This window comes from Lentzea sp. NPDC102401 (assembly GCF_044765805.1).
In the GTDB taxonomy this organism is placed as follows: Bacteria; Actinomycetota; Actinomycetes; order Mycobacteriales; family Pseudonocardiaceae; genus Lentzea; species Lentzea sokolovensis.
This window is the reverse complement of the sequence record NZ_JBIWKS010000001.1, coordinates 1,226,752-1,247,049: the sequence shown is the minus strand read 5'-3', so window position 1 is coordinate 1,247,049 and position 20,298 is coordinate 1,226,752. Positions and strand designations below refer to the sequence as shown.

17 protein-coding genes and 1 pseudogene are annotated in these 20,298 nt (G+C 69.2%); 8 read left to right on the top strand and 10 right to left on the bottom strand.

Annotated features, from left to right (window positions below):
* Positions 1-162 precede the first annotated feature (162 nt).
* The gene (locus ACIRG5_RS05580) at positions 163-4,308 is read right to left on the bottom strand and encodes a HAMP domain-containing protein (protein WP_402900562.1); all 4,146 of its coding nucleotides are present in this window, start codon (positions 4,306-4,308) and stop codon (positions 163-165) included.
* A 137-nt stretch (positions 4,309-4,445) separates the two neighbouring features.
* Between ACIRG5_RS05580 and ACIRG5_RS05575 the strand changes: the two genes are divergently transcribed.
* The 3 genes from ACIRG5_RS05575 to ACIRG5_RS05565 all read left to right on the top strand — a co-directional run bounded on the left by ACIRG5_RS05575 (position 4,446) and on the right by ACIRG5_RS05565 (position 7,687).
* A complete protein-coding gene (locus ACIRG5_RS05575; protein WP_402900559.1) occupies positions 4,446-5,831 on the top strand; it encodes a PP2C family protein-serine/threonine phosphatase in 1,386 nt (461 codons plus the stop codon).
* A gap of 71 nt (positions 5,832-5,902) precedes the next feature.
* Complete coding sequence (locus ACIRG5_RS05570; RefSeq protein WP_402900556.1) at positions 5,903-7,531, top strand: PHP domain-containing protein; 1,629 nt, start codon at positions 5,903-5,905, stop codon at positions 7,529-7,531.
* Between the two features lie 33 nt (positions 7,532-7,564).
* The gene (locus ACIRG5_RS05565) at positions 7,565-7,687 is read left to right on the top strand and encodes a hypothetical protein (protein WP_402900553.1); all 123 of its coding nucleotides are present in this window, start codon (positions 7,565-7,567) and stop codon (positions 7,685-7,687) included.
* A gap of 41 nt (positions 7,688-7,728) precedes the next feature.
* On the opposite strand, the pseudogene tnpA reads toward ACIRG5_RS05565, so the two are convergent.
* A pseudogene (gene tnpA / locus ACIRG5_RS05560) lies at positions 7,729-8,118 on the bottom strand (IS200/IS605 family transposase); the annotation flags it as partial.
* Between the two features lie 50 nt (positions 8,119-8,168).
* Between tnpA and ACIRG5_RS05555 the strand changes: the two are divergent.
* Entirely contained in the window at positions 8,169-9,497 is a 1,329-nt protein-coding gene (locus ACIRG5_RS05555; RefSeq protein WP_402900550.1) for an RNA-guided endonuclease InsQ/TnpB family protein, read from the top strand.
* On the opposite strand, the gene ACIRG5_RS05550 is transcribed toward ACIRG5_RS05555, so the two are convergent.
* Positions 9,443-10,282, bottom strand: coding sequence for a helix-turn-helix transcriptional regulator (locus ACIRG5_RS05550; protein ID WP_402900912.1), 840 nt, complete (start codon positions 10,280-10,282; stop codon positions 9,443-9,445). The two genes, ACIRG5_RS05555 and ACIRG5_RS05550, sit on opposite strands and share 55 nt — an antisense overlap.
* 139 nt (positions 10,283-10,421) lie before the next feature.
* On the opposite strand from ACIRG5_RS05550, the gene ACIRG5_RS05545 reads away from it, so the two are divergent.
* A complete protein-coding gene (locus ACIRG5_RS05545; protein ID WP_402900547.1) occupies positions 10,422-11,366 on the top strand; it encodes an SDR family oxidoreductase in 945 nt (314 codons plus the stop codon).
* Here ACIRG5_RS05545 and ACIRG5_RS05540 read toward each other — a convergent pair.
* On the bottom strand, positions 11,332-11,940 hold the full coding sequence (locus ACIRG5_RS05540) for an alpha-ketoglutarate-dependent dioxygenase AlkB (RefSeq protein ID WP_402900544.1): 609 nt from the start codon (positions 11,938-11,940) through the stop codon (positions 11,332-11,334). The genes ACIRG5_RS05545 and ACIRG5_RS05540 overlap by 35 nt on opposite strands.
* 67 nt (positions 11,941-12,007) lie before the next feature.
* Between ACIRG5_RS05540 and ACIRG5_RS05535 the strand changes: the two genes are divergently transcribed.
* A complete protein-coding gene (locus tag ACIRG5_RS05535) occupies positions 12,008-12,151 on the top strand; it encodes a hypothetical protein (RefSeq protein ID WP_319981196.1) in 144 nt (47 codons plus the stop codon).
* Here the strand turns inward: ACIRG5_RS05535 and ACIRG5_RS05530 are convergent.
* Positions 12,148-12,687 carry a TetR/AcrR family transcriptional regulator gene (locus ACIRG5_RS05530; RefSeq protein ID WP_402900541.1) on the bottom strand — a complete coding sequence of 180 codons (540 nt, stop codon included), beginning with the start codon at positions 12,685-12,687 and terminating at the stop codon, positions 12,148-12,150. The two genes, ACIRG5_RS05535 and ACIRG5_RS05530, sit on opposite strands and share 4 nt — an antisense overlap.
* 49 nt (positions 12,688-12,736) lie before the next feature.
* Here ACIRG5_RS05530 and ACIRG5_RS05525 point away from each other — a divergent pair, with 49 nt between their 5' ends.
* Positions 12,737-14,335, top strand: coding sequence for an AMP-dependent synthetase/ligase (locus tag ACIRG5_RS05525; protein WP_402900539.1), 1,599 nt, complete (start codon positions 12,737-12,739; stop codon positions 14,333-14,335).
* Position 14,336: 1 nt separating this feature from the next.
* Here the strand turns inward: ACIRG5_RS05525 and ACIRG5_RS05520 are convergent, their stop codons facing one another.
* The 3 genes from ACIRG5_RS05520 to ACIRG5_RS05510 all read right to left on the bottom strand — a co-directional run bounded on the left by ACIRG5_RS05520 (position 14,337) and on the right by ACIRG5_RS05510 (position 16,235).
* Positions 14,337-14,549, bottom strand: coding sequence for a hypothetical protein (locus ACIRG5_RS05520; RefSeq protein ID WP_402900538.1), 213 nt, complete (start codon positions 14,547-14,549; stop codon positions 14,337-14,339).
* A 74-nt stretch (positions 14,550-14,623) separates the two neighbouring features.
* Complete coding sequence (locus tag ACIRG5_RS05515; RefSeq protein ID WP_402900536.1) at positions 14,624-15,406, bottom strand: DUF2382 domain-containing protein; 783 nt, start codon at positions 15,404-15,406, stop codon at positions 14,624-14,626.
* A gap of 127 nt (positions 15,407-15,533) precedes the next feature.
* Positions 15,534-16,235 (bottom strand): SDR family oxidoreductase, encoded by a 702-nt coding sequence (locus ACIRG5_RS05510; RefSeq protein WP_402900534.1) that lies wholly within the window; start codon positions 16,233-16,235, stop codon positions 15,534-15,536.
* A gap of 84 nt (positions 16,236-16,319) precedes the next feature.
* Between ACIRG5_RS05510 and ACIRG5_RS05505 the strand changes: the two genes are divergently transcribed.
* Positions 16,320-17,150: a LysR family transcriptional regulator gene (locus tag ACIRG5_RS05505; protein ID WP_402900531.1), complete on the top strand. Its 831-nt coding sequence runs from the start codon at positions 16,320-16,322 to the stop codon at positions 17,148-17,150.
* A 159-nt stretch (positions 17,151-17,309) separates the two neighbouring features.
* Here ACIRG5_RS05505 and ilvD read toward each other — a convergent pair whose 3' ends face one another.
* Positions 17,310-18,998, bottom strand: a complete 1,689-nt coding sequence (gene ilvD, locus ACIRG5_RS05500; RefSeq protein ID WP_402900528.1) for a dihydroxy-acid dehydratase — start codon at positions 18,996-18,998, stop codon at positions 17,310-17,312.
* A gap of 19 nt (positions 18,999-19,017) precedes the next feature.
* Positions 19,018-20,190, bottom strand: coding sequence for an alginate lyase family protein (locus ACIRG5_RS05495; RefSeq protein ID WP_402900525.1), 1,173 nt, complete (start codon positions 20,188-20,190; stop codon positions 19,018-19,020).
* Positions 20,191-20,298 lie beyond the last annotated feature (108 nt).

The window sequence follows — 20,298 nt, the reverse complement described above, 5'->3', positions numbered from 1 at the left end:
GGGGCTTGACTTCGAGCCTCTTGCGAGATGAGTTATCGGCCTCAAAAGGCCAATCGCCGGGCTGTCGCGTCATCGCCGCTGATCAGGCGGGTACGGGGCGACACGCCTCGGCTTCGCCATTGCCGTTCGCGGAATGGCGCTCGCCTTCGGCATCGCCTTTGTTCATGCCTCCCCTGAAACGCCCAGGTAATAGGCGATCAGGCGGATGAGATGTTCGGTGTCGACCGGCTTGGTGACGTAGTCGGTGGCTCCTGAGGCCAGGGACTTCTCGCGGTCGCCCTTCATCGCCTTGGCGGTGACGGCGATGACCGGGAGGTCCGCGTAGCGCTCCATGGCGCGGATGGCCGAGATCGTCGCGTTGCCGTCCAGCTCCGGCATCATGATGTCCATCAGGACGATGGCCACGTCGTCGTACTGTTCGAGGGCTCGCACGCCCGTTATGCCGTTGTCGGCGTAGATGGCCTCCAGGCCGTGCAGTTCGAGCACGCTCGTGAGGGCGAAGACGTTGCGCAGGTCGTCGTCCACCACGAGGACCTTCTCGCCGTGGAAGCGCATCGAGCCGGAAGCGGCCAGAACCGGGGCGGGCATGACGATGGGGGTCGGTTCGGGCAGGACGAAGCTGTCCGAGATGATCTTGCCCAGTGGCAGGCAGAGGGTGAACGTCGAGCCGATGCCCGGTTCGGAGCGGACGCGCAGGGCGCCGTTCAGGAGCTGAGCGAGTTCACGGCTGATGGACAGGCCCAGGCCCGTGCCGCCGTACTTGCGGGACGTGGTGCCGTCTGCCTGTTGGAAGGCCTCGAAGATGACGGCGAGTTTCTCGGCTGGGATGCCGATGCCGGTGTCGTGCACGTCGAAGGCCACAGTGGACGGGTCGTCCATGCGCACGTGCAGGCGGATGCCACCGTCGTGGGTGAACTTCACGGCGTTGGACAGCAGGTTGCGCAGGATCTGCTGGAGCCGGTGTTCGTCGGTGTGCAGGGTTTCCGGCACGTTCGGGTCCACGCGGACGGAGAACTCGAGGTTCTTCTCGGCCGTGAGGGGCAGGCAGAGGGTCTCGACGTAGCGGACGAGTTCGTCCAGGCGGACCGGGTCCTCGTGCAGCTGCATGTGGCCCGCCTCGACCTTGGTGAGGTCGAGGATGTCGTTGATGAGTTGCAGCAGGTCGGAGCCGGACGAGTGGATCGTGCGGGCGAACTCGACCTGCTTGGCGTTGAGGTTGCCGTCGAGGTTGTCGGCGAGCAGCTTCGCCAGGATCAGCAACGAGTTCAGCGGCGTCCGCAGTTCGTGGGACATGTTCGCCATGAACTCGGACTTGTACTTCGAGGCGGTCTGGAGCTGGCGGGCGCGGTCCTCGAGCTCCTCGGAACCGGCGCGCAGTTCGGTGGTCAGGCGCTGCGACTCGACCAGCAGGGCGTCGGTGCGGGAGTTGGCGAGCAGCGTGTTCACGTTGACGCCGATCGCCTCCTTGAGCTGGTCCAGGAGGTCGAGGTGGACGTCGGAGAACTCGTTCAGCGACGCCAGTTCGATCACGCCGAGGGTCTCGCCCTGGAACAGGATCGGCAGGATCACCAGGTTCACCGGGGCCGCCTCGCCCAGCGCGGAGGCGACGGTCAGGTAGCCGCCGGGGACCTGGGTGACCAGGATCGTCTTCTTCTCCAGGGCTGACTGGCCGACCAGCGACTCGCCCATGGCCACGCGGGTCATCCGGGCCGAGTCCAGGCGGAAGCCGTAGGAGGCGGTGAGCTCCAGGGACTGCTTGGAGTCGTCCTCCTCGATCTGGAAGAACGCGCCGTGGTGGGCGCTGACCAGCGGCGTCAGCTCGCTCATGATCAACGAAGCCAGCGCGCGCAGGTCGCGGTGGCCCTGCATCAGGCCCGACAGGCGGGCCAGGTTGGTCTTGAGCCAGTACTGCTCGCGGTTGGCGCGCGTGGTCTCCTTCAGGTTCGCGATCATCTGGTTGACGTTGTCCTTGAGCTCCGCGAGCTCTCCGGACGCGTCGACGGTGATCTGCCTGGTCAGATCGCCCGCGGTCACGGCGGTGGCGACGGCGGCGATCGCGCGGACCTGGGTCGTGAGGTTCGAGGCGAGCTGGTTGACGTTGTCGGTCAGCTTCGACCACGTGCCGGCGACGCCGTCGACCTCTGCCTGGCCGCCGAGCTTGCCCTCGGTGCCGACCTCACGGGCGACACGGGTGACCTCGTCGGCGAACGAGCTGAGCTGGTCGACCATCGTGTTGATGGTGGTCTTGAGCTCCAGGATCTCGCCGCGCGCCGAGACGTCGATCTTCTTCGTCAGGTCGCCCTGCGCGACGGCGGTGGTGACCTGGGCGATGTTGCGGACCTGGTTGGTCAGGTTGTCCGCCATGAAGTTCACCGAGTCGGTGAGGTCCTTCCACGTGCCGGCGACGCCGGACACCCGCGCCTGGCCGCCCAGGATGCCCTCGGTGCCGACCTCGCGGGCGACACGGGTGACCTCGTCACCGAACGCGCGCAGCGTGTCGACCATGCCGTTCAGGGTCTCGGCGAGGGTCGCGACCTCGCCCTTGGCCTCGACGGTGATCTTCTTCGACAGGTCGCCGTTGGCGACGGCGGTGGCGACGGTGGCGATGTTGCGGACCTGGTCGGTGAGGTTGTCCGCCATCAGGTTGACGTTGTCGGTCAGGTCCTTCCACGTGCCGGCGACGCCCTGCACGCGGGCCTGACCGCCCAGGCGGCCGTCGGTGCCGACCTCGCGGGCGACGCGGGTGACCTCCTCGGCGAACGAGGAGAGCTGGTCGACCATCGTGTTCAGGGTCGACTTCAGTTCGAGGATCTCGCCGCGGGCGTCGACGGTGATCTTCTGCGACAGGTCGCCGTTCGCGACGGCCGTGGCGACGTGCGCGATGTTGCGGACCTGGTTGGTCAGGTTGTTCGCCATGAAGTTGACGTTGTCGGTCAGGTCGCGCCAGGTGCCGGCGACGCCGGGGACCTGGGCCTGACCGCCCAGGCGGCCGTCGGTGCCGACCTCGCGGGCGACGCGGGTGACCTCCTCGGCGAACGAGGAGAGCTGGTCGACCATCGTGTTGATCGTGGTCTTCAGTTCGAGGATCTCGCCGCGGGCGTCGATGCCGATCTTCTGGGTCAGGTCGCCCCGTGCGATGGCGGTGGTGACCTGGGCGATGTTGCGGACCTGGGTGGTCAGGCTGTTCGCCATGACGTTCACCGACTCGGTCAGGTCGCGCCACGTACCGGCGACGCCCGGCACCTGGGCCTGACCGCCGAGACGGCCGTCCGAGCCGACCTCGCGGGCGACGCGGGTGACCTCGTCGGCGAACGAGGAGAGCTGGTCGACCATCGTGTTGATCGTCGACTTGAGCTCGAGGATCTCGCCGCGGGCGTCGACGGTGACCTTCTGGGTCAGGTCGCCCAGCGCGACCGCGGTGGTGACCTGGGCGATGTTGCGGACCTGGGTGGTCAGGTTCTCCGCCATGTAGTTCACGTTGTCGGTCAGGTCGCGCCAGGTGCCGGCGACACCGGGCACCTTCGCCTGACCACCGAGCTTGCCGTCCGTGCCGACCTCGCGGGCGACGCGGGTGACCTCGTCCGCGAACGACGACAGCTGGTCGACCATCGTGTTCAGCGTGTTCTTGAGCTCCAGCATCTCGCCGGAGACGTCCACCGTGATCTTCTGCGTCAGGTCGCCGTTCGCCACCGCCGTCGCGACCTGGGCGATGTTGCGGACCTGGTTCGTCAGGTTGTTCGCCATCGAGTTCACGTTGTCGGTCAGGTCGCGCCAGGTGCCGGCCACGCCGGGCACCTTCGCCTGACCGCCCAGGCGACCGTCCGTGCCGACCTCGCGGGCGACACGCGTGACCTCGTCGGCAAAGCTCGACAGCTGGTCCACCAGGCCGTTCACCGTCGAGCCGAGCGTCGCGAACTCGCCGCGCAGCGTCTGGTCCGACATGCGCTTGGTCAGGTCGCCCTCGGCGACTGCGGCGAGCACGCGGCTCAGCTCGCTCGTCGGCCGCATCAGGTCCTCGACCAGGCCGTTCACCGAGTCGGCGATCAGCGACCAGCCACCGGCGGTGCCCGCGGGCGCCACCCGTTCGGTGAGCCTGCCCTCCTGGCCCACCGCCTGGCGGACCCGGCCCAGCTCACCGGCGAGCCACTGGTTGCGCTCCGCGATCTCGTTGAACACGTCCGCGAGGGCCGACACGGGCCCGTTCCCCGGCACGACGAGCCTGCGGCGGAAGTTGCCGTCCCGCAGATCTCTCATGGCGGAGAGAACCCGATCGAGGGTCGCGTCCGTCTCTTCGTTGGCCGTGGTCACTCCAAGCCTCCGTGCCTCGGTGGTCGCGGCCAAGCCTGCCACGTTAGGTTGGGAGCGAGGTAACTTGATGCCGCTATGCACGCCAACTACCCGCAGGAGGCCGTGATGATTCGGCCTGCTGCGCTGGGCGACTGCCGATGAGCAGCGCCGTCGGGATCGACCTCGAAGGCTGGCAGCGGCTCGTGGACGGGCTGCGCGAGGCCGTCTTCGTCGTGGACCCGGCAGGTGTGGTGCGCGTGCGCAACGCCGCGGCCGCCGACCGGTTCCCCCGGCTCGGCCTCGGCGGGCACTTCGACGTGCACGTGGCCGGTCGCCAGCACGACCTCGGCGAGGGCTGGAGTGCCTGGTACTTCACGGACTCCGCGCTCGATCACGCCCATCTGCGACTCGCCGGCGGCACATCTCGGGAACTGACCCTGAAGACGATCGTGCAGCTCGCGGCGGAGTTGCTGGGCGAGCACTGCGTCGCCGTGGTGCCCGCCACCCGTGATCGGCTCGAGTGGTGGCGGTGCGGCGGCGGCGAACCGACGGTCGTGCGCACGCCGCGCAGGGCGTCCCAGATCGCCGAGGTGCTGACCGGCACGGCGGCGCTGACCAGGATCACCTCTTTGGGTGAAGGCAGCTGGGGTGTGCCGGAGGACTTCGGCTGCGCGCTGGCCGTGCCGCTGGGAGTCGGCGGCGCGCTGGTCGTGGCGCGCAAGAGTGACTTCGCGCCGAACGACGTCGAACGCGTCCGGCTGTTCGGCAAGCACGCCGCCATGGCGCTGGAGTCGTCGTCGAAGCTGACCGAGCAGCAGCGGACGATCGAGGTGCTGCGCTCGGCGTTGCTGCCGTTGCCGCTGCCCGAGGTCCGCGGTGTGACGATGGCCTCGGTGTTCATCCCCGCCCACCAGCGGGCGATGGTCGGTGGCGACTTCTACGACGTGCACCCGCGCACGGACGGCTCGGCGACGTTCGCGCTGGGCGACGTCTGCGGCCACGGCCTGGAAGCCGCGGTCCACAGTGGACGCGTCCGGCAGTCCCTGCAGGCGCTGTCCCTGGTCGAGACGAACCCGGTGCGGCTGCTGCACCTGCTGAACACCTCGTTGCGCGCCACCGGTTCGAAGCTCTTCACCACGATCGTCGTCGGCGAACTGGTGCCGCTGGCCAACGGCGGCGCGCGGCTGTCGCTGGCGTCCGGCGGCCATCCCGCGCCGATGGTCCTGCGGGCGGACGGCAGCGTGCACGAGGTGAGCGCGACCGGTGCGATCGTCGGCATCCTGTCGGACGTCCGGTTCTCCGGCGAGCAGGTCACGCTGGCGCCGGGGGACACGCTGGTGCTCTACAGCGACGGGTTCACCGAGGCGCGTGCGCACACCGATCGCACGGAGCTGTTCGGCGAACAGCGCCTGAAGGCAGTGCTGAAGGAATGCAGGGGACTGTCGGCGGAGGAGATCGCGCGCCACTGCGAGAAGGTCGTGCTCAAGTGGCTGGACCGCGACGACCACGACGACCTGGCGTTGCTGGCTGTCCAGGCCGTGTGAGTGAAATTCCCGGGACAAGCGTTCATCGTCCGTTCGTTTGCCACGCAAGCTTGACCGGTTGAGATCGGCGCATGTCCCACTCTCACGATCACTCGCACGGTGATCACACGCACCACCACGAGGTAGAGCCGGTCGAGGGCAGCTGGCTCGACCCCGCCGACGACCGACCGTCGTCGGTGGAGCGCCGCAGGTTCCTGGCCGGCCTGGGCATCGCGGCCGGCGCCGTCGGAGCCGTGGCCGCCGGCACGGGCAAGGCCGAGGCGCACGTCCCGGTCAACCCCTGGGGCGGCGGTGAGCGCTGGTACGCGGGCGACCACCACATCCACACCCAGTACTCCGACGACGGCCAGTACACGATCGCGCAGCAGGTCGGGAAGGCGCACGAGTTCGGCCTCGACTGGGTCGTGATCACCGACCACGGCGGCCCCGCGCACCAGAAGTTCTCGATCGACCAGGTCACGCCCGACATCGAGCGCGTCCGCCGTTCCCAGCGCGACGTGCTGGTCTACCAGGGCCTGGAGTGGAACATCCCCGGCGCGGAGCACGCCACCGTGTTCATGCCGCCCGGCAAACACACCGTCGACATCCTGAAGGCGTTCGAGCTGTCCTACGACGGCCGCGTCGCGAGCAACGCCGAGCCGCTCGCCCTGGCCGCGCTGCGGTACCTGGAGGCGCAGGTCCTCTCCGGACGGACCGAGATCGCGCTGATGTTCGCGAACCACCCGTCGCGGCGCGGTGTGGACAGCCCCCACGAGATCCGCGGCTGGCGCGACGCGGCCCCCGGCGTCGCGGTCGGCATGGAGGGCGCGCCCGGTCACCAGGCGGCCGGCATGCCGAAGTCCGCCGGCGGCCCCGGCCGTGCGCGCGGCTACTACGACACGGCCGCCCCCGGACCGGAGTCGTTCCCCGGCTATCCGCCGGAGTCGTACCGCACGCACGGCGGTTTCGACTGGATGACCGCCAAGGTCGGCGGCCTGTGGGACTCCCTGCTCGCCGAGGGACGCCCGTGGTGGATCACCGCGAACTCGGACGTGCACCAGGTCTTCAACGACACCCTCACGCCGGGCAAGCAGGACTACGCCACGACCGGGTCCAAAGGCGCGCCGATCGACTCGGGCGTCAAGCAGACCGGCTACGGCGACTTCTTCCCCGGCCAGTACGGCGCGAACGTCGTCGGCGCCCGGTCGAAGTCCTATGTGGACATCATGCGCGGCCTGCAGGCGGGCAAGGTGCTGACCGTGCACGGCCGCCTGATCGACGGCCTGGAGCTGCGCGTGCGGTCGCGCGACGACCTGCGCGGCGTGACGCTGGGCGGGCGGACGTTCGTGCGCCGCGGCGGCGACGTCGAGATCACCATCGAGATCGACCGCGCCTCCGGCCCGAACTTCTCCGGCTCCCGGCCCGTGCTGGCCAAGGTCGACCTGATCTCGGGCCCGGTGACCGGGCCGTCCGCGGACCGCGACCTGTTCCTGGCGCCGGAGACCGCGGTCGCGAAGACGTTCGAGGTGCCGCGCACGGGCAAGATCCGGTTCACGCACACCTTCAAGAACGTCGAGCGGTCGTTCTACCTGCGGCTGCGGGGTAGTGACGGCAAGCGGCTCACCTCGTCCGGTGATCCGGTGGTCGACGAGATCGCGAACTCGGACCCGTGGGCGGACCTCTGGTTCTACGCCAACCCCGTGTTCGTCGACGTGATCTGAGTTCGGTGATCCATTGAGGACTACGGTGGTCGGGTGTCCATGAAGCGCGAGCCCGACCGCCTGGTCCTGTTCACCGACGCCGTGGTCGCCATCGCGATCACGCTGCTGGTGCTACCGAAGTGCGGGCTAGTGTGCCGGGATTCAGCCCGGTGGTGAAGGCTCGCGCGGGAGGCCGGTCGCGGCCGAGCGTGCCCTAATTAGACCGGCCGGTTCTGCTGCTCGATGTACTGGCGCAGCACGCTGATCGGCGCATCTCCGACTGAGCGGGCGAAGTAGGAGCCCGGCCAGAGGCGTTGTGCTTGCCAGTAGTAGTGGGCTAGTTCGGGGAATTCCTGCCGCATCCGGTGGGAGGAGACACCCCTGAGGGAGTTGACCAGCTTGGAGATCGCGACCTTGGGCGGAAAGTTCACCAGCAGGTGGACGTGGCTGGTCTCGCCGTTGGACTCGGCCAGTTCGGTCTCGAAGTCGGCGCAGACCGCCCGCATGATCTCTTCCAGCCGGGTCAGGTGCCGATGGCCGAACGTCGTGTGCCGGTACTTCGTCACGAAGACCAAGTGCGTGTGAGACGCGAAGAAACCGTGCCGGCCAGGATCAACCGGTCAGATTCTGCATGGAACCAAAAGAATATAATGACGCTGTGCAGTTACGGTACAACTTCCGTGTCTATCCGGCGCCAGGTCAGCGGGACGCGCTGGCGCGGGCGTTCGGGTGTGCGCGGGTGGTGTTCAACGACGGACTGCGCGCACGCCAGGCCGCCCGTGAGAACGGCGAGCGGTACCCCTCTGACGGGGAGTTGTCCAAGCGGGTCATCACCCTGGCCAAGGCGACGCCGGAGCGGGCGTGGCTGGGTGAGGTGTCGGCGGTGGTGTTGCAGCAGGCGCTGGCTGATCTCAACGTCGCGTATCGCAACTTCTTTGCCTCGGTCACGGGCACACGCAAGGGCCGCAAGATAGCGGCGCCCCGGTTCCGGTCCCGCAAGGACAACCGGCAGACGATCCGGTTCACGCGCAACTCCCGGTTCAAGGTCCTGGACAACGGGCGGCTGCGACTGCCGAAGATCGGTGACCTTGACGTGCGCTGGTCGCGTGAGCTGCCCGCCGAACCGTCGTCGGTGACGATCGTGAAGGACGCGGCAGGCCGCTACTTCGCCTCGTTCGTCGTGACGACCGACCTGGACGAGACGGTGCCGGCGACCGGGTCCGGGGTCGGCATCGATCTGGGTCTGACGCATTTCGCGGTGCTCTCGGACGGGACGAAGGTGACGGCGCCGAGGTTCCTGCGCCAGGCGGCGCGCAGGCTGGCGCGGTTGCAGAAGTCGCTGAGCCGCAAGGTCAAGGGCTCGAACAACCGTAAGAAGGCCGTCGTGAAGGTCGCTCGCGCGCACGCGAAGGTGGCCGACACGCGGCGGGACTGGCAGCACAAGCTGTCCACGGCGATCATCCGCGACAACCAAGCGGTCTACGTCGAGGACCTGTGCGTGACCGGTCTGTGCCGCACCAGGCTCGCCAAGTCCGTGCACGACGCCGGATGGGCGGCTTTCTCCGGCATGCTGGAGTACAAGGCGGCCCGGTACGGGCGTGGGTTCGCCCGGATCGACCGGTGGCTGCCGACCTCGCAGACCTGCTCGGAGTGCGGGCGGATCGACGGGCCGAAACCGCTGTCTGTGCGGATATGGACATGCCCGTGCGGTGCCGTCCACGACCGGGACATCAACGCCGCCAAGAACGTGCTCGCCGCCGGACAGGCGGAGAGCCTAAACGACCGCGGAGCGCAGGTAAGACCAGCATCCGTGCCGGCACCGCGCCGTGAAACGGTAACCCACCCGCACGCCGCGCGATCCACGCGCAGCGTGGAGGGAATCTCCGTCCTTAGGGCGGAGAGGATGTCAATGGGGCCTGCTGCTGTTGCTGGTCAGCCCGCTGGCGCAGCGGATCCGATGACGGCCAGCAGCTGCAGCTTCTCGTAGCTCTCGGTGCCGGGCGTGGCGGTGTAGACCAGCAGGAAGTGGTTCTGGTCGGGGTCGAGCAACGTCTGGCACTGCAGTTCCAGCGCGCCGACGCTCGGGTGGACGTAGCGCTTGAACTCCTTGGGGCGCAGGCCGATCTCCTGGGCATCCCAGACGGTCCGGAACTCCTCGCTGCGGGCGAGCAGGAGGTCGGTGTAGTGCGCGGCGCGGGAGCCGGGGCCGTGCCGGGTGAGGGCTTCGCGCAGGCCGGAGGTGAACATCCGGCCGAGGAACTCGTGGTCGGCGGGGTCGTACAACGCGCGGGCCGCCGGGTCGGTGAACCACCGGTAGCCGAGGCTCCTGGCCGGACCGGTGTACCGGCTCGCGTCACCGGTGAGCGCGATGCCGAGCGGGGTCTGGCGCAGCGTCTCGCCGAGCTCGGTGACGATCTCGGCCGGAGTGTCCTGCAGGCGGTCGAAGATCCGCGCGAGGCCGGGACTGACGTGCTCGCTGAGCGAACCGCGGTGCGGTGGGCTGTGCCCGGCGAGCCGGAACAGGTGGTCGCGCTCGTCCAGTGACAGGTGCAGGCCCTGGGCGATCGCCGCGATCATCTGCCCGGACGGGTGCGTTCCGCGTTCCTGTTCCAGGCGCGCGTAGTAGTCGGTGGACATGTTGCACCGGGCGGCGACCTCCTCCCGGCGCAGACCGCTGGTCCTGCGCCGCGGCCCGCGCGGGAGTCCGATGTCCTCGGGCTGCAAGGCCTCCCTGCGCCGCCGCAGGAACGCCGCCAGGCCGGCTCGGTCGATCGCCACGTCGGCTCCTCTCCGTCTCCCTGATTTCTAACGTGCGCGCGCTCCCGTAGCCACGGAGCGAGAGGTCCTGGATGAGGTCGTGCCGGTCAGGCCACTGTGGAGGACGACACCACAACTAGCAGGGGAGTGCGCGATGAGCAGGAAGTTCGACGTCGAGGTCCCGGACCTGACCGGAAAGCGGGCCGTCGTCACCGGCGCCAGCGACGGGGTCGGGCTCGGCATCGCGAGACGGCTCGCGGCGGCCGGTGCCGAGGTCGTCATGCCCGTCCGCAACCAGCGCAAGGGCGAGGCGGCGATCGCCGCGATCCGGCGGCAGACTCCGGACGCCGACGTGTCGTTGCGCTCGCTCGACCTCTCCTCGCTGGCTTCGGTCACCGCGTTGGGCTCGGCGTTGCTGGAGGAGGACGAACCCGTCCACATCCTGATCAACAACGCGGGCGTCATGACCCCGCCCGAGCGGCAGACCACCGCGGACGGGTTCGAGCTCCAGTTCGGCACGAACCACCTGGGCCACTTCGCCCTCGTCGCCCAGCTGCTGCCGTTGCTCAAGGCCGGCCGTGCGCGCGTGACCTCGCAGATCAGCATCGCCGCCAACCAGAATGCCATCAACTGGGACGACCTGAACTGGGAGCGCTCGTACAACGGCGGCAAGGCCTACAGCCAGTCGAAGATCGCCTTCGGGCTCTTCGGACTGGAGCTCGCCCGGCGCAGTGAGGCGGGCGGCTGGGGCATCACGAGCAACCTCGCCCATCCCGGCGTGGCCCCCACCAACCTGCTCGCGGCCCGTCCCGAGGTCGGCCGCGCCAAGGACACGCTCGGCGTGCGCGTGGTCCGGGTCTTTTCGAGCGTGGGCGTCCTCGGCACCGTCGAGTCCGCCCAGCTCCCGGCCTTGCTCGCCGCGACGGCACCGGAAGCCGGGGTGTTCTACGGCCCGGCCCGTTTCGGACACCTGAGCGGGCCGCCCGCCGAGCAGGCCCTCTACGGCCGTCTGCGCGGCACGGACGAGGCCCAGCGGGTGTGGCGGGTGTCCGAGGAGCTGGTCGCTAGCGGACTCCGTGCGGGCGGAACTGGACGCTGATCCTCGGCCCGACGACCTTCGAGGTCTTCGGGATGGCGTGCTCCCAGGTGCGCTGGCACGAGCCGCCCATCACGAGCAGATCGCCGTGCCCCAGCGCGTACTTGTGCGTCTCGCCGCCTCCGCGCGGCCGCAGCAGCAGGGCACGAGGGGTGCCCACGGAGAGAATCGCGACCATCGTGTCCTCGGTCTGGCCGCGGCCGACCGTGTCGCCGTGCCAGGCCACGCTGTCCCGGCCGTCGCGGTAGTAGCAGAGCCCGGCGGTCGTGAACGGTTCGTTCAGCTCGGGCAGGTAGTGCCTCGACAACGCCTCGCGGGCCGTGGTGAGGACGTCGAACGGCAAAGTGCCGCTGTAGAAGCAGAGCAGGCGCGGCACGTCGACCACGGCGTCGTACATCTGGCGGCGTTCGGCGCGCCACGGCACCTCGTCGACGAGCTGGTCGAACAACGCGTCGGCGCCCGCGAGCCAGCCCGGCTGGACGTCGATCCACGCCCCGTGGCCGAGCTCGGTGCGGTGCGGGGCGAGCGGGGCCAGTTCCGGCTCCGCGTCCAGGTCGAACAGTGATCCCTGGCGCATAGACCGCAGCGTAATCGAACAGGTGTTCTATGGCCAACGAAGGTCGTTCGTAGCTGATAATGATCGCATGACTGGGGATGAGGAAGAGTTCGTGCAGGTTCACGAGAACGGCATGAACGTCGTGCGCGGGAAGGTGTTCGGGACCGTGGTGCAGTTGGAGAGCGTCAACGGCGACCTGGTCTTCCCCGCGCCGAAAGCCGCCTGGGACTAGGGCTTCAGCACGGCCCACACGGCGTCCGCGACGATCTCGCGCGCCTCGGCCAGGTCGAACACCCCGAGCAGGAACCGGCGCACCGACTCGTGTGCCGGGCCCATCACCACGGGCTCCAACGCCCACGGCGGGACCGTGCGCAGGTCGCCGGACGCCATCCGGTCGAGGAACCAGGCCAGGACCGGCGTGAACTCCGCCATCTTGGCCGCCGGGTCGGCGTGGTCCGGTGCGGCGTAGAGGAAGCGCGCCCGGCTGGGGTTCGCCATGACCCAGTCGAGGTAGCTCAGGGTCAGTGCGCGCACCCCCGAGACCGCGGTCGGGGCGTTCAGGGCGGGCAGCATCGCGGCGACGCACCGGGCGTAGCTGTCGGCGTAGAGCTGCGCGAACACGCCCGCGCGGCTGCCGAAGTGGTGGTAGATGCTGCCGTTCGACATGCCGGACCGCTCGGTCAGCGCCGCGATCGTGACGGCGTCCAGGCCGCCTTCCTCGACGAGCTTGAGCGCCGCGTCGAGGAGAGACTGTCGTCGGTCGGACATGAGGGTTAGAGTACCGCTCTGGAGCGACGCTCCAGAGAAGGGGAGAGCAATGGCGCTGTCGATTCCCGGCCTGCTGCGCGACCGGGTCGCCCGCACGCCCGACGCTGAGGCGATGCGGTACCGCGACAACGGTGGCTGGGTCTCGCTCACGTGGTCCGAGCTGCAGGAACGGGTCGCCGCGGAGGCGTTCGGGCTGGCTGAGAAGGGCCTGCGCAAGGGTGACCGCGTGGCGTTGATGGGCCGCACGAGCATCGAGTGGATCGTCACCGACCTCGCCGTGCTCGCCGCCGGGGGCGCCACCACCACGATCTACCCGAACAGCACGGCCGCGGAGGTCGCGCACATCATCGGCGACTCCGGCAGCCGGATCGTCGTCGTGGAGACGGACGAGCACGCCGCGTCGATGCCGGACGGCGTCGAGGTGCTGCGGTTCGGCGCGGTTCCCCAGTCCTCGGGCGACTACGACGCGCTGATCGACGGGCTCGGGCAGGACGACCTGGCGACGTTGATCTACACCTCTGGTACGACCGGCACGCCCAAGGGTGTCGAGCTCACCCACGAGAACTGGCTGACGACGGCGGAAGCCGTTGCGTCCCTGGGCATTCTGCGGCCGACCGACCTGCACTTCCTGTGGCTGCCGCTGTCACACGCGTTCGGCAAGGTGCTGACGATGGCGATGATCGCCGCGGGCGTGCCGACCGCCGTCGACGGCAGCGTCGAGCGGATCGTGGACAACCTCGGCGAGCTGCGGCCGTCCATCGTGGCAGCCGCGCCGCGCATCTTCGAGAAGATCCACGGCCGGATCGTCGCGGGAGCGCGGGAGAAGGGCGGCGTCACCGAGAAGATCTTCCGGTGGGCCGACCGCCAGCACGGCCCGGCGACGCGCTGGCTCGCGGATCGCCTGGTGTACCGCAAGTTGCGCGACCGCGTGGGCGGCCGGATCCGCTACTTCGTGTCGGGTTCCGCGCCGCTCGCCCCCGAGATCGCGGAGTTCTTCGAGCGCGCCGGCATCACGATCCTGGAGGGCTACGGGCTCACCGAGTCGTCCGCGGCGACGTTCTTCAACCGGCCGGGCATGATCCAGATCGGCACGGTCGGCCCGCCGATCCCCGGCATGGAGGTCAAGATCGCCGACGACGGCGAGGTGCTGCTGCGCGGCCCCGGCGTCATGCGCGGCTACCACAACCGGCCGGACGCCACCGCCGAGTCGCTGGTCGACGGCTGGCTGCACACCGGCGACATCGGTGAGCTCGACGACGCGGGCCGGTTGAAGATCACCGACCGCAAGAAGGAACTGATCAAGACCTCGGGCGGCAAGTACGTGGCGCCGACCCGGATCGAGAGCATGATCAACGCGGCGTCGCCGTACATCAGCAACGTGATCGTGCACGGCGACCGGCGCAGGTACTGCGTGGCGCTCGTGACGCTCGACCCGGACACCGCCTCGGGGCTCGCGGACGCCGAGTCCGAAGTGGACAACGCCATCAAGACCGTCAACGCGCAGCTCGCACGGCACGAGACGATCAAGCGGTTCGCCGTGCTGGAGCACGATTTCAGCGTCGAGGACGGGTTGCTGACCGCGTCGCTGAAGCCGCGCCGCCGGGAGATCGAGAAGCGCTACTCCGACGTTCTCGACAGCCTGTACTGAATCAGACCGGCGGGCCGTAGAGGTGGTTGCCCGCGGCCCGCGGGTCGGAACGACTCCTCGGCGGGCAGGGCAGGGCAGTGCCGTAGCCGCCCGCGGCGAACTCACCGTGGAAGACGCGGCCGTCGCCATCGGTGTCGAGCACGCCGACGAGCGAGCGCCACACCTGGTGGTCGAAGACGTTGTCCCACTGGCGATCCAGCAGTGCCTGCGTCACTTTTCCCGGTGTCGCCTGGAATCGCCGCGAACCGCCCACCGGCGGAAGTGGTGGGCGGTTCGCACGGCGTTCGGTCAGCGGCGGCCGCGCGGTTCGTCGTCGCGCTCGACCTCGACGCGTTCCTTGCGGACCTCGCCCTTGATGTCCTTCTGCTCGGTGACCGCGTCCTTCTCCAGCCGCACCCGTTCCACGGCCTCGGTGCGCTTCTGCACCACCGGTTCCTCGCGGTGCAAGGTGATCTCCGCCTGTTCGTCGGCGAACGCCTTGCCGGTGCTGCCTTCCGCGGGCTCGCGGACGACCCGGACCTCCTCGTGCGTGACCGGAACGGTAATGTTGCGCTGCTCGGTGACCGTGTGCTTGACCAGCCGCACCCGGCCCGTCTCGACGCTGCGGGTGCCGACGTCGAGCTTCTCCTCCGAGAGCGTGACCTCGGCCGCGTCACCGCGTGCGGTACCGCGCTGCCCGGCGGCCTGCTGTCCCGCGGCCTTCCTGCCGTTGCCGGCCTTGCCGCCGAGCCGGTCGTGCTCACCGGTCTTGGCCTGCGGGATCATCCCGTAGTGCCGGTAGAGCGCCTCCTGCTCCTGGTCCGACATGTGGTCGCCCGAGGTGTGCATGCTCGGCGACTCCTTCACCTGCTCCTTGGTGACGGGGACGGTGATCGCGCCGCCCGCCACCTGTCCCTGCTGGATCGGGACGAAGCTCTCCTTCATGCCGAACAGTCCGGTGTGGACCTCGGCCCACATCGGCTTGCCGGTGCCGTCCTCGAGCCACACCCGCTTGACCGAACCGATCTTCTCACCCCGGTTGTCGATCACGTCGCAGTCGTACAGAGCCTCAACGTGCGTCTGATCGATCATCGTGTCGTCCCTCCGCGTTGGCTGTTGCCTGTGAACGCGAAGTACCCGCCGCTGTGAGCTCAATCGCGGACGCCCACCGACCGGGTGACCGTGTCCGCGTGGCGAATTCAGCCGACTGGGCGACCCTTCACCACGCGATGACGCCCTCGTCGTCGAAGAAACCACCGCGCGGTCCGTCGTCGGGCAGGGTGGCGAGCCTGAGCGCGATCGCGGCGCCCTGCTCGGGCGTTCGTGGTGAGGCGAAGCCGGTGAAGTCGGTCGCGACGTAGCCGGGGCAGCAGGCGTTCACGATGACGTTCGTGCCGTCGAACGCCCGCGCGTACTGGACGGTGATGCTGTTGAGCATCGACTTCGACGGCGCGTACGCCGCCATGATCGGGCCGGTCCGCAACGCCAGCGACCCCATGTTGCTCGACACGTTGACGATCCGCGGTGAGGCGGCCTGGCGCAGCAGCGGGAGCATCGCGTTCGTGACCCGGACGACCCCGAACACGTTGGTGTCGAGGACGGTGCGGACGACGTCGAGGTCGAGCGTCGCCGGGTCCTGCGCTCCCGCGTCGGTGCGCCCGCCGATGCCGGCGTTGTTGACGAGCACGTCGAGCCGCTCGATCGTCGCCGCGGCCTCCGCGACGCTGTCGTCGGAGGTGACGTCCAGCGCGACGCCGAACGCGTCGATTCCGTTGGCACGCAAGCGTTCGACGGCGTCCTTGCGGCGAACGTCGTCCCGTGCGCCCACCGCGACCCTGAAGCCGAGCACCCCGAGCCCCTGGGCGATGGCGAAGCCGATTCCCTTGTTCGCGCCGGTGACCAGCGCGGTCTTCTTGTTCACGCCCTCATGCTCTGCTCGCTGTGGGCGTGCTGTCCAAGATCGATTCAGTAAGCTCTGATACCTCACGGGTAATAGGCTTGGTCCGTGGACGACCTGGAGACCCGCGAGCTTCGCTATTTCGTGGCCGTCGCGGAGGAGCTCCACTTCGGACGCGCCGCCACCCGGCTCGGGATCGCCCAGCCGCCTCTGTCGCGGGCGATCACCCAGCTGGAACGACGACTCGGCGTCCGGCTCCTGGACCGGGACCGGCGCGGCGCGGCCCTCACCGGCGCGGGCCAGGTGTTGTTGCGGGAGGCCAGAACGGCGCTCGACGCGGTCGCGGCCGCCGCCCGCCGGACCCGTCGTGCGGGAGATCCGGACCGCCCGCTGGTGCTCGTGACCAAGGCCGGAGCGTCCCACGAGCTGTTGCGAGCACTGCTCGACGTTCTGGCCGACCCGGTCGAGGTCATGCTGTGCGAGGTGGGGGAGCAGGCACACCGGCTGCGCGACGGGCAGGCCGACATCGCGTTGATGCACCGCCCGTTCGACGACCTCGCGGGGTTCGACACCGCCGACCTCCACACCGAGAGCCAGGTGGCGATCGTCCCGGCGACGCATCCGCTCGCGGCCCGCGACACCCTCACGCTGGCCGAGGTCAGCGCCGTGCCGGACCTGCCGATCGCCCGTTGGCCGCGGCTCGACGGGACCTATCCGGACGGGCCGGGACCCGAGGTGCGCACCCAGTCGCAGCTGGCCCAGTTGGTGGCGCTCGGCAGGACCCTGCTCGTCATCCCCGCCTCCAGCCGCGCCTGGCAGTGGCCGGAACACGTCGCGGTGCCCGTCGTGGACGCGCCGGACGTCACGACGGTGCTCGCCTGGCCGCCGGGCTCGCCAGTGGAGTCACTGGTCCGCTCGGCGGCCGAGCTTCGCTTCTAGCGGCGCGTCTCGGAACGTCGGCGAGGTAATCCACACTCAGCAGGGCGCCTCGCGGCACCGCCCCCACGCCCCCGTACAACCAGTACGAGGACGTGGGGGCGGCACCACGATGCACCCGTCTGACCGCGAATTCCCCCGGCACCGTTCCGAGCCACACCACTAGTCGCAGACGGCTCCGCGTGAGGCCGAGCCGACCAGCCTGGCGTACTTGGCGAGCACGCCGCGTTCGTAGCGCGGGGGCAACGGCGCCCAGCCTTCCTTGCGGCCGTCCAGGTCGGCGTCGACGTCGAGCGTGCCCTTCGCGACGTTCAGCGTGATCTGGTCGCCGTCGCGCACGAACGCGATGGGCCCGCCGTCGACCGCCTCCGGTGCCACGTGCCCGACGCAGAGTCCCGTCGTGCCACCGGAGAACCGGCCGTCGGTGAGCAGCAGGACGTCCTTGCCCAGGCCCGCGCCCTTGATCGCCGCGGTGATCGCGAGCATCTCACGCATGCCCGGCCCGCCCTTGGGACCCTCGTAGCGGATGACCACGACGTCGCCGGCGGTGATGGTGCCGTCCTCCAGCGCGTCCATCGCGGCGCGCTCGCGGTCGAACACCCGCGCGGTGCCGGTGAAGACGTCCGAGTCGAAGCCCGCCGACTTGACCACGGCACCTTCCGGGGCGAGCGAGCCCTTGAGGATCGTGATGCCGCCGGTGTGGTGGATGGGCTTGTCGAGCGCGCGCAGCACGAGGCCGTCCGGGTCGGGCGGGTCGATGTCGGCGAGGTTCTCGGCGACCGTGCGACCGGTGACGGTGAGGCAGTCGCCGTGCAGCAGACCGGCGTCCAGCAGCGCCTTCATCACCACGGGTACGCCGCCGATGCGGTCGACGTCCGTCATCACGTGGCGTCCGAACGGCTTCACGTCGGCCAGGTGCGGCACGCGCGAGCCGATGCGGCTGAAGTCGTCCAGGTCCAGCTCGACGCCGGCCTCGTGCGCGATCGCGAGCAGGTGCAGCACCGCGTTGGTGGAGCCGCCGAACGCCATCACGACGGCGATGGCGTTCTCGAACGCCTCGCGCGTCATGATCTGCCGCGCCGTGATGCCCTTGCGCAGCATCTCGACCACGGCCTGCCCGGACCTTCGCGCGAACCCGTCGCGGCGCCGGTCGGTGGCCGGGGGAGCGGCGCTGCCCGGCAACGACATGCCGAGGGCCTCGGCCGCGCTGGCCATCGTGTTCGCCGTGTACATGCCACCGCACGCGCCTTCGCCGGGGCAGATCGCGCGTTCGATCAGGTCGACGTCCTCACGGCTCATCAGTCCGCGCGCGCAGGCCCCGACGGCCTCGAACGCGTCGATGATCGTGACTTCTTTCTCGGTGCCGTCGGTCAGCGTGACCCGGCCGGGCAGGATCGACCCGGCGTAGAGGAACACGCTGGCCAGGTCGAGCCGCGCCGCCGCCATCAGCATGCCGGGCAGCGACTTGTCGCAGCCCGCGAGCAGCACCGACCCGTCCAGCCGCTCGGCCATCATCACGGTCTCGACGCTGTCGGCGATCACCTCGCGCGAGACCAGCGAGAAGTGCATGCCCTCGTGGCCCATCGAGATGCCGTCCGACACCGAGATCGTGCCGAACTCCAGTGGGTATCCGCCCGCCGCGTGCACGCCGTCCTTCGACGCCTTCGCGAGACGGTCGAGCGACAGGTTGCAGGGCGTGATCTCGTTCCACGACGAGGCGACGCCGATCTGCGGCTTCTCCCAGTCCTCGTCACCCATGCCGACGGCCCGGAGCATGCCGCGCGCGGCGGTGCGCTCCAGGCCGTCGGTCACGTCGCGGCTGCGTGGCTTCACGTCCGGTGTCTCGGTCATGAGCGCACGCTAGTCGCTCCTAGGAGGGGTTGGCTGCGTGAGTCAGCGTCTCCCAGGCGATGAAGAGGTTGTCGGTCCCGTGTGGACGATTCGACTCCGTGTAGATCTTGGTGTTCGCCATCGCGATGCCCAGCCGGGTGTTCAGCGCGTTGTAGCTGACCTCCGGCGTCGGCCCGAGCTCACGGCTGAGCGTGCCGCCGCACAGCCAGGACGGCATCGGCTCGCCGTTCTGGTACTTGCTGTGCAGACCCCACGCGTGGCGCATGCGGTCCTTGATCTCGCCCCAGATGTCCTGGCCCTGGATCCACGCGGTCTCGGCGAGGTGCGAGGCCGCGCTCAGCCCGTACGCCGTGTGCGCGAAGTCGCGGCAGGTCTCCTGGGTGAGGCCGTCGACGAACGTGGACTGGTTGTGCCAGTAGGAGATGATCTCGGCCCTGGTGTCGATGCCACTGCCCGGCGGCGTCTTCGGCAGCGCGCCGTCGGTGGTCAGGTAGATGAACGCCTGGATGCGCGTCCGGAAGATGCCGATCGCCTTGTCGTAGGCGGCCTTGTCCTCCAGGAACACGGCGATGCCGATCGATGCCTCCATCATGCTGAGTTCCCAGTTGCCGTTGGTGTTCGCGCGGCCGTTCTGGATCTCGGGCAGGTAGACGGTGCGCAGCATCGTGCCGAACCTGGCGCTGTTGGGCCAGGTTCCGTAGACGTGCTTGATGATCTCGGCGGCCTTGGGCCAGCTGCTGGCGCTCCACGCCGTCTGCAGCGGGGCGTTCGAGTTGGTGTGGTCGCGGATCGTGTTGGACCAGGCGTCCATGATCTGGATCGCCTTGGTCGCGTACCTGGCGTCACGGGTGACGTACCAGGCCAGGGAGAGCGTGTAGGCGGCGAGCGCGTCCTCGCGTTCGTCGGTGCAGCCGTTGTTGGGATTGCTGACGGGACCGCATTCCACGACGGCGCGGGGCTTCGGCGTGCGGTTCAGGTCGGCGTACTTCGACGCCATCATGCGGTCGTAGGCCGTTTTCCACGGCTGTGCGCCGGCCAGGACCTTGGTGCGCATGAAGTCGAGCTGTGGCCGGGAGACCACGACTCCCGGGTGGACGAACGTCGCCGGCGCCGCCGAAGCGCTCGGGCCGGTGACCGGGACCAGAAGGGATGCCAGCAGTGCGATCAGCACCGTGCAGGAGCGGGTGACCATGCGGTCAGTGTTAGTGGTCTATACCTTTTCGGTCAATCATTCCGGAACAAGATTCACGCTGGTGAACAACCTCAAGCGGGACAACGGAAATCCCCCGGTGCGCGGGAG

Bases quoted from the DNA above. Each gene is read 5' to 3' on its own strand.
- ACIRG5_RS05575 (WP_402900559.1), top strand. From the start codon at position 4,446: ATGAGCAGCGCCGTCGGGATCGACCTCGAAGGCTGGCAGCGGCTCGTG.
- ACIRG5_RS05570 (WP_402900556.1), top strand. From the start codon at position 5,903: ATGTCCCACTCTCACGATCACTCGCACGGTGATCACACGCACCACCAC.
- ACIRG5_RS05545 (WP_402900547.1), top strand. From the start codon at position 10,422: ATGAGCAGGAAGTTCGACGTCGAGGTCCCGGACCTGACCGGAAAGCGG.
- ACIRG5_RS05540 (WP_402900544.1), bottom strand. From the start codon at position 11,940: ATGCGCCAGGGATCACTGTTCGACCTGGACGCGGAGCCGGAACTGGCC.
- ACIRG5_RS05535 (WP_319981196.1), top strand. From the start codon at position 12,008: ATGACTGGGGATGAGGAAGAGTTCGTGCAGGTTCACGAGAACGGCATG.
- ACIRG5_RS05530 (WP_402900541.1), bottom strand. From the start codon at position 12,687: ATGTCCGACCGACGACAGTCTCTCCTCGACGCGGCGCTCAAGCTCGTC.
- ACIRG5_RS05525 (WP_402900539.1), top strand. From the start codon at position 12,737: ATGGCGCTGTCGATTCCCGGCCTGCTGCGCGACCGGGTCGCCCGCACG.
- ACIRG5_RS05515 (WP_402900536.1), bottom strand. From the start codon at position 15,406: ATGATCGATCAGACGCACGTTGAGGCTCTGTACGACTGCGACGTGATC.
- ilvD (WP_402900528.1), bottom strand. From the start codon at position 18,998: ATGACCGAGACACCGGACGTGAAGCCACGCAGCCGCGACGTGACCGAC.
- ACIRG5_RS05495 (WP_402900525.1), bottom strand. From the start codon at position 20,190: ATGGTCACCCGCTCCTGCACGGTGCTGATCGCACTGCTGGCATCCCTT.